The organism is Ensifer sp. SL37 (genome assembly GCF_026672675.1).
Classification (GTDB): domain Bacteria; phylum Pseudomonadota; class Alphaproteobacteria; order Rhizobiales; family Rhizobiaceae; genus Ensifer; species Ensifer adhaerens.
Genome location: NZ_JAPPRN010000006.1, coordinates 1,226,984 through 1,242,413, shown reverse-complemented (window position 1 = coordinate 1,242,413; position 15,430 = coordinate 1,226,984). Strand labels below are relative to the sequence as shown.

Sequence of the window (15,430 nt, the reverse complement as noted above, 5' to 3'; positions counted from 1 at the left end):
CGAGGACTAGCCCTCTCCCCGCAGGCGGGGAGAGGGGACGTGCCAGTTCGCAAAGCTGTCGGGCGAAGCCATCGCCCTTCAACAGTGCTGTTGTTGAAGCGAGCGGGTGCCGCGCGTCTCCGTCGCCCCGCTTGCAGGGAGAAGGTGGTCGGCAGGCCGGATGAGGGCGCACGCCGAGATGGCCAGCAGCCCGACTCCTGTCGTAGGTTGCCCGCGCCCGCCAGTCGCACCCGAACAGGATACCCCCATGCGCATCTACTATTCCGAAGACCACAAGCTCCGCGACGCCAAGACCGAACTTTTCGGCGGCGAACTCGTGCCGCCTTTCGAGGCGCCGTTCCGCGCCGAATGGATCCTGGCGGCGGTGAAGGAAGCGGGTTTCCTTGATGTCGTGGCACCCGAGCGTCACGGTCTCGATGTCGCTCTCAAGCTGCACGCGCCCGATTACCTCGACTTCCTCGAGACCGCCTGGTCGCGCTGGGTCGCTGATGGCTACAGGGGGGAGGCGATCCCGGCCTGCTTCCCGGCGCGGCGCATGCGCCAGCATCCGCCGAGGGATATCGACGGCGCGCTCGGTTACTATTCCTTCGCCGCGGAAACGGCGATCACTGAGGGTACCTACGCCGCCGCCCGCGCGGCGATGGATTGCGCCATCTCGGCGGCCGACCACATCCACACCGGGAGCCGTGCCGCCTTCGCGCTCTGCCGCCCGCCCGGCCATCATGCGGCGATCGATCTCTATGGCGGCTATTCCTTCATCAACAATGCCGCCTGCGCCGCGCAGCGCTTGCGGGATCATGGTGCCCAGAAGGTCGCCGTGCTCGATGTCGATTTCCACCACGGCAACGGCACCCAGGATATTTTCTACGAACGCGGCGACGTTTACTTCGCCTCGCTGCATGGCGACCCGGTCGAGGCCTTCCCGCATTTCCTCGGCTTTGCCGACGAGGAGGGTGCCGGTGCCGGGCTCGGCACGACGAAAAACTATCCGCTGCCGCGCGGCACCCTGTTTGATGCCTGGTCGGGCGCCATGGCCGACGCGCTCTCGCGCATCGAGGCCTTCGGTGCCGAAGCCCTGGTCGTCTCGCTCGGCGTCGATACCTTCGAGCGCGACCCGATCTCGTTCTTCCAGCTGAAGTCCGAAGACTATCTGCGCATGGGCGAGGCGTTGCGGCGCACCGGCCTGCCGGTCGTCGTCTGCATGGAGGGGGGCTACGGCGTGCCGGAAATCGGCCTCAACGTCGCCAACGTGCTGAGAGGTATTTCCGGCTAGGATTCCGTCATCGGAAAAGCGTTTTGCCACTATTGACCTCAACTATACTTGAGGTCGTACGACTGCTCTCGTTCAAAAAGAGATGAGAGGAAAAGAGCTATGAGCAGTCAATCAAATAGCGTGGCGCCGCTTTACCGCATCAACAAATACACCGTGCCGGCGGAAGCGCGGCCGCAGTTCGTCGAGCTGGTCGACAAGACGCTGGCCGTCATCCGCAAGCAGGATGGATATGTGAAGGACCTGTTCCTGGAGCAGCACGCCGGTCCTGGCCAGTTTGACTTCATCACCATGATCGAATTCGCCAATGCCGACGTCGCGCCGAAGGTCGCAGCCGCGCTCATCGAGTTCGACCGCCAGCTCGGCCTCGATCGCGAGGCGCTGATGAAGATGCTCGGCATCCGCACCGACTTTGCCAGCTACCGGGCTTTCGGCGGTCTGGCTGCCTAGAGCAATTCCAGGAAACGTGTACAGCGGTTTCGGTCCGGAATTGCGTGCCACAGATGGTCAGAACGAAAAGGCCCGGCAGTTGGCCGGGCCGATCCACACGCCTGATGTGAATATGTGTCAGGAGACCAAGAACGACGACAGGCCCTGACCGGCGGCAAAGGCCATATAGGCAAGCACGGTGAAGTAGACCGTGGTCGCGATCAGGAAGAGATAGCCGCCGGCCACCATCAGTCCGTCGCGCTGGATGATACCGAGCGAGAGTAAGAGGATCGCGATCCCCGGCAGCGTGTTCGACAGCGGGATCAGGCCGAGCGGGAACATCAGGAGAATGCCGCCGGCCATGATCATCAGGCCGTTGAAGCGGTTCATCAGCGCGCCCTTCGTCAGGAAGCCGAGACGCGGACGGACGTAACGATCCAGCTTGGAAACGAGATCCGCGCCTTTCTGCAGCGTCGGCACCAGCTTCTCGGTTTCGATCCGGCGATCGAGAATGCGCTGCGGCATCCACGGCAGGCGATTGAGCGTGACCGATACGGAAATCAGGATGATCGCTGCGCCGAAGACGGTGCTGACGCCCGGGATCGACACCGGCAGCAGAAACGGCAGCGTCAGCAGGGCGCATAGCAGCAGGAAGCCCTGTTCGCCGATTTCCGTCATCAGCTCGCGTAGCGTGATCGTCTCGCCGCGGATCGAGGCAATCATGCCGTTGAGCGTGTCGCTGAGACTGCGTTGCGTGTCGCCGAACTCGATTGCCATTGGAGCTTGCCTCTCTTTTCTTTGGTGCCCGTCCTATCAAGAGCGTGTGAAGGATCGGTTATTGTGTGCCCTGATGGCCACGCCAGCCGCTGGCGAAGCTGGATCTGCCGGTAAACCTTGGCGTGAATGGGACGCCTCTTCATCTTCCTGCCGCAATCGCTAGTATGAAGCAACTTCGAGCACCAATGGGGACAACTGATTCCATGATCAAGAAATGCGCCATTCTGGCTGTCGCGGCCATCTATCTTTCGGGATGCACCACCACTGATCCCTATACGGGCGAGCAGAAGATGTCGAACACGGCCGGTGGCGCGCTGATCGGCGCAGGCCTCGGCGCAGCAACCGGTCTGCTGGTTGGCGGCAGTGCCGCAGGGCGGCGTGACTCCGCACTCGTCGGCGCCGCAATCGGCGGTCTCGGCGGCGGCCTGATCGGCAACTACATGGACAACCAGGAAGCCGAACTGCGCGCCCAGCTGCAGGGCACCGGCGTATCGGTCACCCGCGCCGGCGACCGCATCATCCTCAACATGCCGTCCAACATCACGTTCGCGACCGACCGCGACCAGGTGATCCCGGCCTTCTACGACACGCTGAACTCGGTGGCGATCGTGCTGCGCAAGTTCAACAAGACGATGATCGACGTCGATGGCCACACGGACGCGACCGGCAGCGCCTCCTACAACCAGGGCCTCTCCGAGCGCCGCGCCGCTTCGGTCGCCAACTACCTGGCGGCCCAGGGCGTCGACCAGCGCCGCATGTCGGCCATGGGCTACGGCAAGGAGCGTCCGATCGCCTCCAACGGAAGCGAAGCCGGCCGCGCGCAGAACCGCCGCGTCGAAATCTCGATCGCGCCGATCAAGGCCTGATCGGCCGAAAGCGACCGCTTGCAATCGAAGGGCTGCGCCGCAAGGCGCGGCCCTTTTCATGCCTTGCCGGGCTAGAAACGGTAGCGCAACAGGCGGCCCATCCGGCGCAGCATCGGCAGGGCGCTGACGACATGCGCCGCTATCCGCGCCATCGGCGACAGGCGTGCGACCTGGCCTGAATCATACTCGCTGATCTCGTCGAGCAACGTCAGCCCGGGCACGTCGCGTTCCAGCGTTTGCGCGTTTTCCAGCCCCCAGCGAAGCTCCGCCCCCGTTGCCCGCAGCGATGGGCTCAGCCGCAAAAGCTCGATACCGAGATGGCTGTAGGCGTCGAAGACGATTTCCCCGCCGGCAAGACAGGAGGTCAGCCGTCGCAAGACGTCGCGGACCTCGTGTTCTGAGAGATAGGGAAACACGCCCTCGGCGACGACGATCGCCGGGCGGTCCGCCGGAACGAGGTCGATCCACTCACGCTCCGTTATCGAGGAGGCGATCGTCGTGCAGCCGGCGCGCGCCGGGAAAAGCTGTCGCCGCAAGGCGATCACATCGGGAAAGTCGACATCGAACCAGCCGATGGACGCGGGCGGATCGAGCCGCAATATACGTGTGTCGAGACCGCAGCCGAGGTTGAGCACGATTGCGTCCGGGTGGCGCCCGATAAAGGCGCGCGCCCAGCGGTCGAGCATATGGGCGCGCACGGCAATGCCGATGGTCATGTCGTGGCCGGCATCGGGCGGTTTCGGCCTGCCGGCGAGCCGCCGCATGAGATCGGCGGCAAAGTGATCGTTGAGCAGGGAATCCGGGAACGCGCTCTCTGCGGCTTTGGCCTGGAGCGTGACCAGCAAGGTCTCCCGTACGCCGTGAAGGCCGATCTCCTCGGCTTCCATCCTCTCCTCCCAAGGGCGTGATGCACCCCGCCGCACAGCTTGCATTTTGCAGGCCCTCCACCCCGGGGAAGGCCCGCAATGGCGCCTATTTCGCCGTTCGGCGCGCCCGCCAGACACGTCCGGCTGTCAGGACGGCCAGCGCCGGCATCAGCGCAAACAGCCAGAAGAGCCAGCGTGTCGCCATCGCCACGCCTTCCGTCGACGGCGTTTCGATGCCGGCGAGATTGGCGGTAAGCCCGGCCAGCGCCGCGCCGAGTGCTGCGGCGAAGAGCTGGATCGTGGTAATCGAACTCGACGCCTTCTCCGCTTCGCCTTCCGGCGCAAATTCATAGACGGCCGTCACGATGTGCGGCCAGGCAAAGCCCATGCCGAAGCCGACCGCCATGATGCCGAGGCTGAGCGGCGCGGCGATCACCATGAATTCCGATCCTGCCATCGGCATGAACAGCGCAATCAGTGCCAGGCCGACAAAGCCGAAGGCCGGGCCGGCAAAGATCGTCTGCTTTGCCCTTTCCCCTTGCCAGTGGGCGCTTGTCATCGACCCGGCGGTCCAGCCGATCGACATCAGCGCCGCAATGTAGCCGGCTACCAGCGGCGACAATCCGTGCAGCTCCTGCAGGAGGTACGGCACATAGATTTCCGGCTGCAGGCCGACCATCAGCAGGGTGATCGTAGCATAAAGGGCTGCCAGCGGGGAGGTCGGGGTGAAACTGCCGGAGGGGAGCAGCTTGCCTGTCGCCCGTTTCTCGACGACGAGCAGTGCCAGGAACATGAGGATCGCCGCGCCGACGCAGCCTACCTGCTCCACCGCCGTGGTCAGCGTGCTGGCGATGGAAAGCGCAAGCACGATGGCGACGAGCAGTGCCAGTTGCACCAAGGGAAGCGGCGTGCGTGCGCCTTCGCCGGCAGCCTTGCGCGGCAAGGTCGAGAAGGCGAGGGTCGCCAGCAGCGCTGTCAGCGGCAAGAGCGACCAGAAGGCGACGCGCCAGGTGGAAAACTCCGCGAACATGCCGCCGATCGCCGGGCCGACCAGCGTCGCCGTACCCCAGGTGGCCGAAATCAGGCCGATGGCGCGGGTCCAGAGCTCCGGCCGGAAGACCTCACGGATCACGCCATAGGCAAGCGCATAGAGCAGCCCGCCGCCGAAACCCTGGATCGCGCGGCCGGCGAGCAGCATCGCCATCGAGGGGGCCGCAGCGCAGAGGAGTGTGCCCAGCCCGAAGACCAGCGCACCGATCGCATAAGCGCCGCCGGCGCCGACGGCACCAAGCAGCCGGGCCGACAAGGCCGCGCCGAGGATCGAGGCGGCGACGAAGACGGTCGTGCTCCAGGCGTAATATTCGAGCCCGCCGATCTCGCGCACGATCGACGGCATGATCGTCGTCACGACGTAGATGTTGAGCGCGTGCAGCGCGACGCCGCCGCTGAGCACCAGCGAATGCACGGCGTTCCCGCCGGTCAAAAGCGCGCGCCAGCCGGTTTCCTGGTGGGCTGCGGATGTTTTTTCGAGCATGTCAGTACCTCATGCAGCGGTATGCCGAAAACGTGCGACCGGCCTGGCCGGTGGGGAGGATCACGTTTGCAAGGGCGATGCCGCCAGTATCAGTGGAGCGCAGCCTCGCCGAAATGCGTGAGCTTGTCCGGGTTGCGCATGATGAAGATGTCGTTGACGTTTCCGTCGCCGTCATAGCCGAAGGCGACGGTTGCCGCGATCTCGTTTTTCGCTTCGTCTCGAAGCACGATGCCGCGGCCGCCGTTGATGTCGCCGATTTCCCAGACGTAATGCGACCAGTATTCGGTAAGCCGATCGATGATAAAGGCGAGCACCGTCTCCTTGCCCGAGAGCACTCCGAGCACGGTCGCCACCTTGCCGCCGCCGTCGGCCGTCAGCTTCACATCGGCCGAAAGCAGGGCCGAGAGGCTAGCGACATTGCCGCCGTGGATTGCCTGGTGGAAGGCCGAAAGCAGTTCGTCCTGTCGCTCACGCGGCGTCTGGTGCCGGGCTTTTTCGAGCCCGATATTGGTCTTGGCGCGCGACACCAGCTTGCGGGCGGCGGTTTCCTGCATGTCGAGCGTTTCGGCCACTTCCTCATAGGGCTGGCCGAAGATCTCGTGCAGCAGATAGGCGGCGCGCTCCTTCGGTGTGAGCCGTTCGAGCATCAGCAGGAAGGCCGTCGTCAGTGAGGATGTCAGCGCCAGCTTCTCCTCGGCATTGTCATCGCTCGCCGTATGGATCGGCTCCGGCAGCCATGCACCGACATAATCGATGCGCTTGCGGTGCGCCGCCTTCAGGAGGTCGAGGCAGCGCCGCGTGCAGGCGGTCGTCAGCCACGCCGCCGGCGTTTCGACCGTTGTCCGGTCGACCTCCTGCCATTTCAGGAACGTGTCCTGCACCGCATCTTCCGCATCGGCACGCGAGCCGAGGATGCGGTAGGCAAGGCCGAGAAGGCGCGGGCGCGCCTCCTCGAAGATCTGCATGTGCTGCCGGTCGTTCATGTCAGTGCCTCGAGATCTGGATGCGGTTCCAAAGGTTGATCATCGCCACCGTCGCGGTGATGACGCTGATCTCCTTTTCGCTGAAATGCTGGCGCAGCTCGGCGCGAAGCGGCGCAAAGTCGGTGCGCGGCTCGAGTTCGGTCAGAGCTTCGGTCCAGGCAAGCGCTGCCTTCTCGCGCGGCGTGAAATCATTGACCTGGTCCCAGACGATGATGCGGTCGAGCCGCTCGTTGCTCTCGCCCTCGGTGCGGGATTCCTTGGTGTGCATCTTCACGCAGAAGCCGCAGCGGTTGATCTGCGAGGCGCGCAGCTGCACGAGATTGTGGATCGTGCGGTCGAGCCCGTGCAGGTCCATGGTCTTGTGCACGTCGGCGAGCGCGCCGAGCACGTCGGAGATTTCCTGTTCGTAGCGGACGGCCTTGGTATCGGTCATGGTCTCAACTCCATCGTTGTCGTGTTGCTTATGACCAATTGACGATCGACGCCGGACAGCTGTGACGCGGGCTCGATGATTTTTCTCGCAGGACGCGAAGAAAAATGCATGAGCTGATTATTTTGAAGAAGTTTCAATAATTTGGAGAGTCGCGATTTCTCGCCGTGCATCAGGCTTTCGGTGGATAGCTGTGCTCGCCGCCGCGAAAATCCGTGACGGTGTAGCAGCCGCCGCCCTCGTCCGCGATCGAGGCAGCGCTGATCACCGCCTTGCCGTGCCCGCCAGGAATGTCGAGGATATAGGTCGGCTGGCAGAGGCCGGAGACGCGGCCGCGCAGGGCGGCAACCAGCGCCTGGCCTTCCTCGATCGTCAGGCGAAAATGGCTGGTGCCGGGGGCGAGATCCGGGTGGTGCAGGTAGTAGGGCTTGATCCGCGTTTCGACGAAGGCGCGCATCAGGCTGGCAAGCACCTCGGCATCGTCGTTGACGCCCCTCAAGAGCACCGATTGGCTGATCATGACGATGCCGGCATCGATCAGACGAGCAGAGGCGGCACGTGCCTCGTCCGTCAGCTCGCGCGGGTGGTTGGCATGCAGCGCCACATAGGTCGCCTTGCCGCTGGCTTTGAGTGCCGCGATCAGGTCGGCGTCGATGCGTGCCGGCTCGACCACGGGCACGCGGGTGTGGAAGCGGACGACCTTTACATGCGGGATCGGCTTCAGCCGTTCCATGAGTTCGCCGAGCCGCCGCGGGGACAGTATCAGCGGATCGCCGCCGGTGAGGATCACCTCCCAGATTTCCTCGTGGCTTGCGATATAGGCGATCGCAGCATCGAGTTCGGCTGGTGTCAGCGTGCCGAGCCCCTGGGGTCCGACCATTTCGCGGCGGAAGCAGAAGCGGCAATAGACCGGGCAGACATGCACGGCCTTCAGGAGCACTCGGTCGGGATAACGGTGGACGATTCCGGTCACGGGACTGTGCGGCTTGTCGCCGATCGGGTCCTCGCGCTCTTCGGGCAGCAGGGTCAACTCGGCGGCATCCGGCACGAACTGCCGGGCAATCGGGTCATTGGGGTCGTTGGGATCGATGAGACCGGCGATGACGGGGCTGATCGCAACGGCATAACGCTCGGCAACGGCGGCAACCGCCGCCTCCTTGGCGCTGTCGATGAGGCCTGTTTCGACCAGTTCGCGTGCGGTCTTGATCGGGCGGTGCGCGTTCACGCTCGTGTCTCCGCCACTGGCGCCCAGAGCACCTGGTCGATGCGTGCGGCTCCGGTTGCCAGCATCACCAGCCGGTCGAAGCCGAGCGCGATGCCGCTTGCCTCGGGCATGATCGCGAGCGCTGCAAGAAAATCCTCGTCGAGCGGATAGGTCTCGCCGTAAACGCGGGCCTTCTCCGCCATCTCCATTTCGAAGCGACGCCGTTGTTCCGGCGCATCCGTCAGCTCGCCGAAGGCATTGGCAAGCTCAACGCCGCAGGCATAGAGCTCGAAGCGTTCGGCAACGCGAGGGTCGCGTGCGGCAGGACGCGCCAGTGCCGCCTCGGCCGTTGGATATTCGTCGAGGATCGTTGCGCGGCCGAAGCCGAGGTGCGGCTCGACCTTTTCGACGAGCACCCGGCTGAAAAGATCGGCCCAGGTGTCGTCATGGGCGACCCGAAGGCCGGCTGTCGCCATCGTGGCAGCCAGATGGTCGCGGTCGGTCTCGCCATTGGCGGCGATCGAGGCCAGCAGGTCGATGCCGGCAAAGCGCTCGAAGGCGTCCGCCACGCTGAGGCGCTCCGGAGCGGCGAAGGGATCGCAGGCCTGCCCCTGGAAAATGAACTGCTTGGTGCCGGTGGTTTCCGCCGCAAGCGCCAGGATCTCGGCGCAGTCGCGCATCAACGCCTCGTAGCTTTCGCCGGCGCGGTACCATTCGAGCATGGTGAACTCGGGGTGATGAAGCGGCCCGCGCTCGCGGTTGCGGTAGACATGGGCAAAGCAGGCGATGCGCTCTTCGCCGGCGGCCAGCAGCTTCTTGCAGGCAAATTCCGGCGAGGTGTGCAGATAGAGCGGATGGCCGGTTCCGTCGTGGTTGAGCGCCTCGGTCGCGAAGGCATGCAGGTGCGCCTCGTTGCCGGGCGAGACCTGCAGGGTCGCGGTATCGACCTCGATGAAGTCGCGTGTCTCGAAGAACCGGCGCAATACCGATTGGATCCGGTTGCGGCCGAGAAGAAACGGGCGCCGGTCGGCATGGACATCGGGTGTCCACCAGGGTGAGGCATGCGACATGATCGGTTCAGTCCAGGCTTTCTTCGTGCAGATACCGGCTCAGGCTGGCTATTTGCGCGAAATTAGGGTAGTGGCGGCGCGAAATCCTTCTTTCCGCGTCCTTCAGGGCCCGTGTTTCCGGCCCGCGGTGTCGCGCATACCTCTGTTACAAGGAAGACTAATGGTCAAGGTCATCGCTTCATCTGTCCGTAAGGGCAACGTTCTCGACGTCGACGGCAAGCTCTATGTCGTGCTTACCGCCCAGAACTTCCACCCGGGCAAGGGCACGCCGGTCACCCAGGTCGACATGCGCCGCATTTCCGACGGCGTGAAGGTCTCCGAACGCTACCGCACGACCGAACAGGTCGAGCGCGCCTTCGTCGAAGACCGCGAGCACACCTTCCTCTATGAAGATGCCGAAGGCTTCCACTTCATGAACCCGGAAAGCTATGACCAGCTGGTCATGACCACCGAGGACATCGGCGATCTCAAGGCCTACCTGCAGGAAGGCATGGCCGTCATTCTTTCGATCCACGAAGGCCTGGCGATCGCCATCGACCTGCCGCGCCACGTGACGCTCGAAATCACCGAGACCGAGCCGGTCGTCAAGGGCCAGACGGCTTCGTCGTCCTACAAGCCGGCCATTCTGTCGAACGGCGTCCGCACGCTCGTTCCGCCGCATATCCAGGCCGGCACCCGCGTCATCATCGCGACGGAAGACGGCTCCTACGTCGAGCGCGCCAAGGACTGAGGCATCGACCAGGTCAATTTGGACGGGGACGGCAGCGAAGGTTGCCGTCCCCGTTTTCGTTTCGGGCAGGCCGCATAAGCAACCAGAAATTTAAGGGGCGCATTTCGAAAAACGGGTGCTAGGATGCGGCGCCGATACGACGTGTCATGAGAGGGCCTGCATGTTCCCATTGTCGCATATGATGAAGTCGTTCATTCGCAAGGGTCGCCTGACGGTGATCGATGCCGATGGCAAGAGGCACGTTTATTCCGGGACGCCAGGACCGGAAGTGACGATGCGTCTCACCGACAAGAAGCTTTATCGCAGCCTCGTCTTCAATGCCGAACTGGTCGCCGGCGAAGCCTATATGGACGGCACCATGCGCTTCGAGGAGGGCTCCACCCTCCGCGATTTCCTGACGCTGTTTTCGATCAACCGCCTGTCGCTCGGCTCCTACCCGATCCAGAAGTTGCTGCGCGCGGTAAAAATGCGCTTCCGCAAGCGTCAGCAGGCCAACCCCAAGGGCAAGGCCCAGCAGAACGTCGCGCATCACTACGATCTCGGCAACGAGTTCTACAAGCTGTTCCTCGACGAGAACATGCTCTACTCCTGCGCCTACTTCCGCGAGCCCAACGAGACGCTCGAGACGGCGCAGCGCAACAAGCTGAGGTTGCTTGCCTCCAAGCTTTGCCTGGAGCCCGGCATGAAGGTGCTGGATATTGGCTGCGGCTGGGGCGATCTCGCGATGTACTTGGCGCAGCTGGCGGATGTTCAGGTGCTCGGCGTCACGCTTTCCAAGGAGCAGCAGGCGCTTGCCACCGAACGGGCGCGCAAGGCGGGCCTGTCGGACCGGGTGCGTTTCGAGCTCAAGGACTATCGCGATGTGCAGGGGCCGTTCGACCGCATCGTCTCGGTCGGGATGTTCGAACATGTCGGCGTCCATCACTATGACGAGTTCTTCAAGAAGCTGAACGCACTGATGCCGGACGACGGCCTGGCGGTGCTGCATTCGATCGGCCACATGAGCCCGCCCGGCATGGCGAGCTCGTGGCTTCGCAAGTACATCTTCCCGGGCGCCTATTCGCCGGCACTGTCGGAGGTCTTCGAGGTCGTCGAGCGCAACAGCCTCTGGGTCAGCGATCTCGAATTCCTGCGGGTGCACTACGCGACGACGCTTGCCCATTGGGGCGCGCGCTTCGACGCGAACCGCGACAAGGTGATCGCCCTGTACGACGAGCGCTTTGCCCGCATGTGGGAGTTCTATCTGATCAGTGCCGAGATGATGTTCCGCACCGGCAGCCAGCTTGTCTTCCACATGCAGCTGTCGCGCTCGCGTGATGCGGCGCCGATCGTTCGCGACTACATCACCGACCGCCAGCGCGATTACATGGCCCGCGAACAGGCGCTCGCTCTCAACCTTTGAACGGGTGTTCTCCGTCACCTTGCCAGCGTAATCGCTTGTAGTCGAAGCCGAACTCCAGCGTCGGCTTGACGATCGCGAAGAACGGCGAGAGGTCGAAATCCCTGGGCGTGTAGAGCGAATGATGGCGGATATGCAGGATCTCCTCGCGTGAATAGGTCGAGGTCGCGGACGCCCGTCCGGGCGCGCGGGTAACCTCGGGCAGGATCGGATAGCGGATCTGCTCGAAGGCGGCCGCAATCAGCGTCGAGCAGATCGCGCGCGTCGGGTCGCCGGAGCCAAAGGCAAGCAGGCGCCGCCGCCAGCGCACCGGAACCGGCGGCGTCGGCATGAAATAGCGCAGCATGTCCAAAATGTTCTTCAGGTCGTATTTCATCCCGAGCCTCGAGATCATGAAGCCGACGAGTGCTGTGCGATCATCCGGCGTCAGCGCGATAGGCCGGCAGATGCGGGTGTTGAACGAGGCGTATTTCTTCAACGGCACAGCAACGCAGCCCTCGCCGATGTTTACCTCGATCAGTTGCGGCCGCTCGATGACGGGCAGTGTCGCCTGATCGAGCGTCAGCGGCATCTGGTCACCGGCAAAGAAGGCGGCATGCGACCAGGTCGATTGCGTCAGATACTTGATCGCTGCCGAAACCTTCTGGTTGCCTTCGATCAGGAGAATGTCGCCCGGGCGCAGCGTGCGCGCCAGCGTTTCCTGATCGGATGGCGTGTAGGGCTCGTAGCCCGACGTCTGCGCCTGCAGGCGTGCGGCGAGCCTGGCGCCGAGACGATCGAGCAGCGTGTCCTTGCTTTCGGAAAGTGGATAGATGGTCCTCATCGAGGCGATCGCTCCGGGGAGGGGATGGGGATTCGAAACTGGCGGGCATGGTGGCCGAGCCGCGACACTCTGTCGAGCGATTGTTACATGATTGCATAGCTTTGGGCTTGACGGTGCGATCCTGCATTTCTATTTTAGAATTATTCTAAAGAAGGTTTCCTCCCAATGTTTTCCCGTCTCTTCTCCCGTTCCAAACGCCCGTTCTTGTCTCTCAGCGAACAGGAAATCCTGGCGCTCGCCATCTCCTCCGAGGAGGACGACGGGCGCATCTATCTCGCATATGCGGATGCGCTTCGGGCGCAGTACCCCCACTCGGCAAAAGTGTTCGAGGAGATGGCGGAGGAGGAAAGCCACCACAGGCAATGGTTGATCGATCTGCACGTCCAGCGCTTCGGCAACCGCATCCCGCTGATCCGGCGCGAACATGTGCGCGACTTCCCCGAGCGCAAGCCTGACTGGCTGATTGCCGAAATGCCGATCGAAAAGGCGCGCGAGGAGGCCGAAGCGATGGAGGAGGCGGCGCACCGCTTCTATGTCGAGGCCGCCACCAGAACCCAGGATGCCGCCACCCGCAAACTGCTCGGCGATCTCGCGATCGCCGAAAAGTCGCATGAATCGCTCGCCCGTCGGCTTGGCGAAGAGCATACGCCTGAGGACGTGCGCGCCGAGGAGGACCAGACCGCGCGCCGCCAGTTCATCCTCACTTACGTTCAGCCCGGTCTCGCCGGCCTGATGGACGGCTCGGTCTCGACGCTGGCCCCGATCTTCGCCGCTGCCTTCGCCACCCAGGATACCTGGCAGACCTTCCTTGTCGGTCTCTCGGCCTCCGTCGGCGCCGGCATCTCCATGGGCTTCACCGAAGCCGCCCATGATGACGGCAAGCTTTCCGGTCGCGGCTCACCGATCAAGCGCGGCCTTGCCTCCGGCATCATGACCGCGCTCGGCGGTCTCGGCCATGCGCTGCCCTATCTGATCCCGCATTTCTGGACGGCGACCGCGACTGCAGCGGTAATCGTCTTCGTCGAGCTTTGGGCGATCGCCTTCATCCAGAACCGCTACATGGAAACGCCGTTCCTCAGGGCCGCTTTCCAGGTGGTGCTCGGCGGCGGTCTGGTGCTCGCGGCCGGCATCCTGATCGGCAACGCCTGACGGGCGAGCGGCAGATACTAAAAAAGGGCCGGTTCGACCGGCCCTTTTTTGAAACTCTTCGTGTTGTCTTGAGGTCAGTTGCCGACCGAGCCAACGAGGACTTCCGCGCCGTTCTGGATGGTGACCCAGCGGCCGCTGTGGTTCGACGCCTGGCGCTTCAGGTAGCGGTAGGGCGTGTTAGTCCAGAGCTTGACGCCGTTTTCGAGGTTATCGAGGATGAAGTCGCCCTGCGAGGTGCGAACGGTCAGAACCGCATGGCCTTCGCCGTCAGGCTTGCGCACCACGGTGATCAACAGGTCGCTTGCCGAGAAGCCCCTGCTCATCAGGCGCTTGCGCTTTTCGAGCACGAAGTCTTCGCAGTCGCCGGCGCCGTCCGGATAGGACCAGACTTCGTCCCGGCCGTGCAGTTCCAGGTCGGTCATCGGCGTGATCTCGCGGTTGACCGCCGCGTTCACCTGCCGGATCGTTGCCCAGCCTCGTTCGGTCACTCGCGCAGCGACGGTTCCCTTGGAGCGTACGTTGCACTCGCTCTTGTACTTCTGGCAGAATTCGTAGTGGCCGATCGGCTGCGAGGTCGCGGAGCCGGTCTGCATCCAGGGAGGCGATCCCGCCTGTGCGGGGATTGCCGTGTTTGCTGAAATGAAAAGTGCGCAGAACGCCGCGATACTTCCCTTAACCCCAGTCCAAGACGCCATACAAGTCCCCTGCGGCGCGGTTTGCCGGACGCTCTTTGTCCGGACGCATTCGCGCAATCCTGAGTTGAAGGCAGCTTGTTTAGGTTCGTCCCCGGCGCTGCTCTAATCGTTAATAAAGAGTTAATAACGTCGGGGCTGCGGAGTCAATCTCCGGAATCGGGGCATCGGACTTTATGGTTAAAACCGGAACCGGGCGCACGCGAACCGTTGCGCCGCAGGGGATCTGCGGCACAGGACGGGTTTCGTCCTTGGGGTTCGGTCGAAAAGGGAGGGCTATTCCGGCATGGGCTCAGGCGAGCATCGTGCCGATCGCCTGTTTCATTTTAGCAATGTCTTCTTCACGCGAGAGGCGATGGTCGCCATCGCGAATGAGCGTCATGACGACGTCGTCGGCGGGTAGGTGCTCCATCAGCCGCAGGGCGTGGGAGTAGGGGACATCGGGGTCGCGCATGCCCTGCAGGATGTGCACCGGGCAGCCGGTGGAGATCGTCCCGTCGAGCACCCGGTTGGCCCGGCCGTCCTCGATGAGCGCGCGGGTAAAGATGTTCGGCTCGGGGCTGTATTCGGAAGGCTCCTCGAAATAGCCGCGTTCTAAAAGCGAGGCCCGCTCGGCACCCGTCAGGTTGGGCTCGATCAGTTCGGCGGTAAAGTCGGGTGCCGGCGCGATCAGCACGAGACCGGCGAGCCGGTTTCCGTCGCCCCGGCGCCTGAGCTCCTGGATGACCCGCAAGGCAATCCAGCCGCCCATCGACGAGCCGATCAGCACCACGCGCCCCGGTGCCGCCTGATCGATGACGGCGAGGCTTTCTTCCAGCCAGCGCGAGATCGTGCCGTCGGTGAAGGCGCCGCCGGAGGAGCCATGGCCGGAATAATCGAAGCGCACGCAGCCAGCCCCCCGTTCCATGGCATAGCGCTCGACTTCGACCGCCTTGGTGCCGGTCATGTCCGAGCGGTAGCCGCCGAGCCAGACCAGTGTCGGCTGCCCATCCGTCGGCTTGTCGGCGTACCGCACGCGCATCGCGATCTTGCGCGCGGCCTCCGCTGCGCCGACCTCGATGAAGCTGATTTCCGTCTCGGCTGGCGTATTCTGCATGCAAATTCTCTCCAAGGGCCCGTTTCGCTGGCGATTTTCTTTCTAAAACAGATTCGTCTTGCTATCGACAGGTGGTGATTTTCCTTGCAAGCCGTGCTATTGACTCTCCCGT

16 protein-coding genes are annotated in these 15,430 nt (G+C 63.6%); 6 read left to right on the top strand and 10 right to left on the bottom strand.

Features of this window, described 5'->3' with window-relative positions; all coding sequences use genetic code 11:
* Window positions 1-247 precede the first annotated feature (247 nt).
* Window positions 248-1,273 (top strand): histone deacetylase family protein, encoded by a 1,026-nt coding sequence (locus tag OVA00_RS18190; protein ID WP_060580588.1) that lies wholly within the window; start codon window positions 248-250, stop codon window positions 1,271-1,273.
* A 99-nt stretch (window positions 1,274-1,372) separates the two neighbouring features.
* Window positions 1,373-1,720, top strand: a complete 348-nt coding sequence (locus tag OVA00_RS18185) for a hypothetical protein (RefSeq protein WP_063894965.1) — start codon at window positions 1,373-1,375, stop codon at window positions 1,718-1,720.
* A gap of 117 nt (window positions 1,721-1,837) precedes the next feature.
* Here the strand turns inward: OVA00_RS18185 and OVA00_RS18180 are convergent, their stop codons facing one another.
* A complete protein-coding gene (locus OVA00_RS18180; protein ID WP_268089428.1) occupies window positions 1,838-2,476 on the bottom strand; it encodes an exopolysaccharide biosynthesis protein in 639 nt (212 codons plus the stop codon).
* A 203-nt stretch (window positions 2,477-2,679) separates the two neighbouring features.
* On the opposite strand from OVA00_RS18180, the gene OVA00_RS18175 reads away from it, so the two are divergent.
* Complete coding sequence (locus tag OVA00_RS18175) at window positions 2,680-3,342, top strand: OmpA family protein (RefSeq protein WP_268089427.1); 663 nt, start codon at window positions 2,680-2,682, stop codon at window positions 3,340-3,342.
* Window positions 3,343-3,413: 71 nt separating this feature from the next.
* Here the strand turns inward: OVA00_RS18175 and OVA00_RS18170 are convergent, their stop codons facing one another.
* The 6 genes from OVA00_RS18170 to epmA form a co-directional block, all read right to left on the bottom strand.
* The gene (locus tag OVA00_RS18170) at window positions 3,414-4,229 is read right to left on the bottom strand and encodes a class I SAM-dependent methyltransferase (protein WP_113186880.1); all 816 of its coding nucleotides are present in this window, start codon (window positions 4,227-4,229) and stop codon (window positions 3,414-3,416) included.
* 85 nt (window positions 4,230-4,314) lie between these two features.
* Complete coding sequence (locus OVA00_RS18165) at window positions 4,315-5,742, bottom strand: MFS transporter (protein ID WP_268089426.1); 1,428 nt, start codon at window positions 5,740-5,742, stop codon at window positions 4,315-4,317.
* Window positions 5,743-5,831: 89 nt separating this feature from the next.
* Entirely contained in the window at window positions 5,832-6,725 is an 894-nt protein-coding gene (gene sigJ / locus OVA00_RS18160) for an RNA polymerase sigma factor SigJ (protein WP_268089425.1), read from the bottom strand.
* A gap of 1 nt (window position 6,726) precedes the next feature.
* Entirely contained in the window at window positions 6,727-7,158 is a 432-nt protein-coding gene (locus OVA00_RS18155; protein WP_034804671.1) for a carboxymuconolactone decarboxylase family protein, read from the bottom strand.
* Between the two features lie 169 nt (window positions 7,159-7,327).
* Window positions 7,328-8,380, bottom strand: a complete 1,053-nt coding sequence (locus OVA00_RS18150; protein ID WP_268089424.1) for a lysine-2,3-aminomutase-like protein — start codon at window positions 8,378-8,380, stop codon at window positions 7,328-7,330.
* Complete coding sequence (epmA, locus tag OVA00_RS18145; protein WP_268089423.1) at window positions 8,377-9,429, bottom strand: EF-P lysine aminoacylase EpmA; 1,053 nt, start codon at window positions 9,427-9,429, stop codon at window positions 8,377-8,379. Before epmA ends, OVA00_RS18150 begins: the two co-directional genes overlap by 4 nt.
* Window positions 9,430-9,589: 160 nt before the next feature.
* Here epmA and efp point away from each other — a divergent pair, with 160 nt between their 5' ends.
* Together efp and OVA00_RS18135 are read left to right on the top strand one after the other, a co-directional pair.
* Complete coding sequence (gene efp / locus OVA00_RS18140; RefSeq protein ID WP_029742428.1) at window positions 9,590-10,159, top strand: elongation factor P; 570 nt, start codon at window positions 9,590-9,592, stop codon at window positions 10,157-10,159.
* 160 nt (window positions 10,160-10,319) lie between these two features.
* Window positions 10,320-11,561, top strand: coding sequence for an SAM-dependent methyltransferase (locus OVA00_RS18135; protein ID WP_268089422.1), 1,242 nt, complete (start codon window positions 10,320-10,322; stop codon window positions 11,559-11,561).
* Here OVA00_RS18135 and OVA00_RS18130 read toward each other — a convergent pair.
* Window positions 11,551-12,381, bottom strand: a complete 831-nt coding sequence (locus OVA00_RS18130; RefSeq protein WP_060580593.1) for a lipo-like protein — start codon at window positions 12,379-12,381, stop codon at window positions 11,551-11,553. The genes OVA00_RS18135 and OVA00_RS18130 overlap by 11 nt on opposite strands.
* 165 nt (window positions 12,382-12,546) lie before the next feature.
* On the opposite strand from OVA00_RS18130, the gene mbfA reads away from it, so the two are divergent.
* The gene (mbfA, locus tag OVA00_RS18125) at window positions 12,547-13,530 is read left to right on the top strand and encodes an iron exporter MbfA (RefSeq protein ID WP_029742431.1); all 984 of its coding nucleotides are present in this window, start codon (window positions 12,547-12,549) and stop codon (window positions 13,528-13,530) included.
* Between the two features lie 74 nt (window positions 13,531-13,604).
* Here mbfA and OVA00_RS18120 read toward each other — a convergent pair whose 3' ends face one another.
* Together OVA00_RS18120 and OVA00_RS18115 are read right to left on the bottom strand one after the other, a co-directional pair.
* Entirely contained in the window at window positions 13,605-14,225 is a 621-nt protein-coding gene (locus OVA00_RS18120) for a transglutaminase-like cysteine peptidase (protein ID WP_029742432.1), read from the bottom strand.
* A 289-nt stretch (window positions 14,226-14,514) separates the two neighbouring features.
* Window positions 14,515-15,318 carry an alpha/beta hydrolase gene (locus OVA00_RS18115; protein WP_268089421.1) on the bottom strand — a complete coding sequence of 268 codons (804 nt, stop codon included), beginning with the start codon at window positions 15,316-15,318 and terminating at the stop codon, window positions 14,515-14,517.
* Window positions 15,319-15,430: the final 112 nt, after the last annotated feature.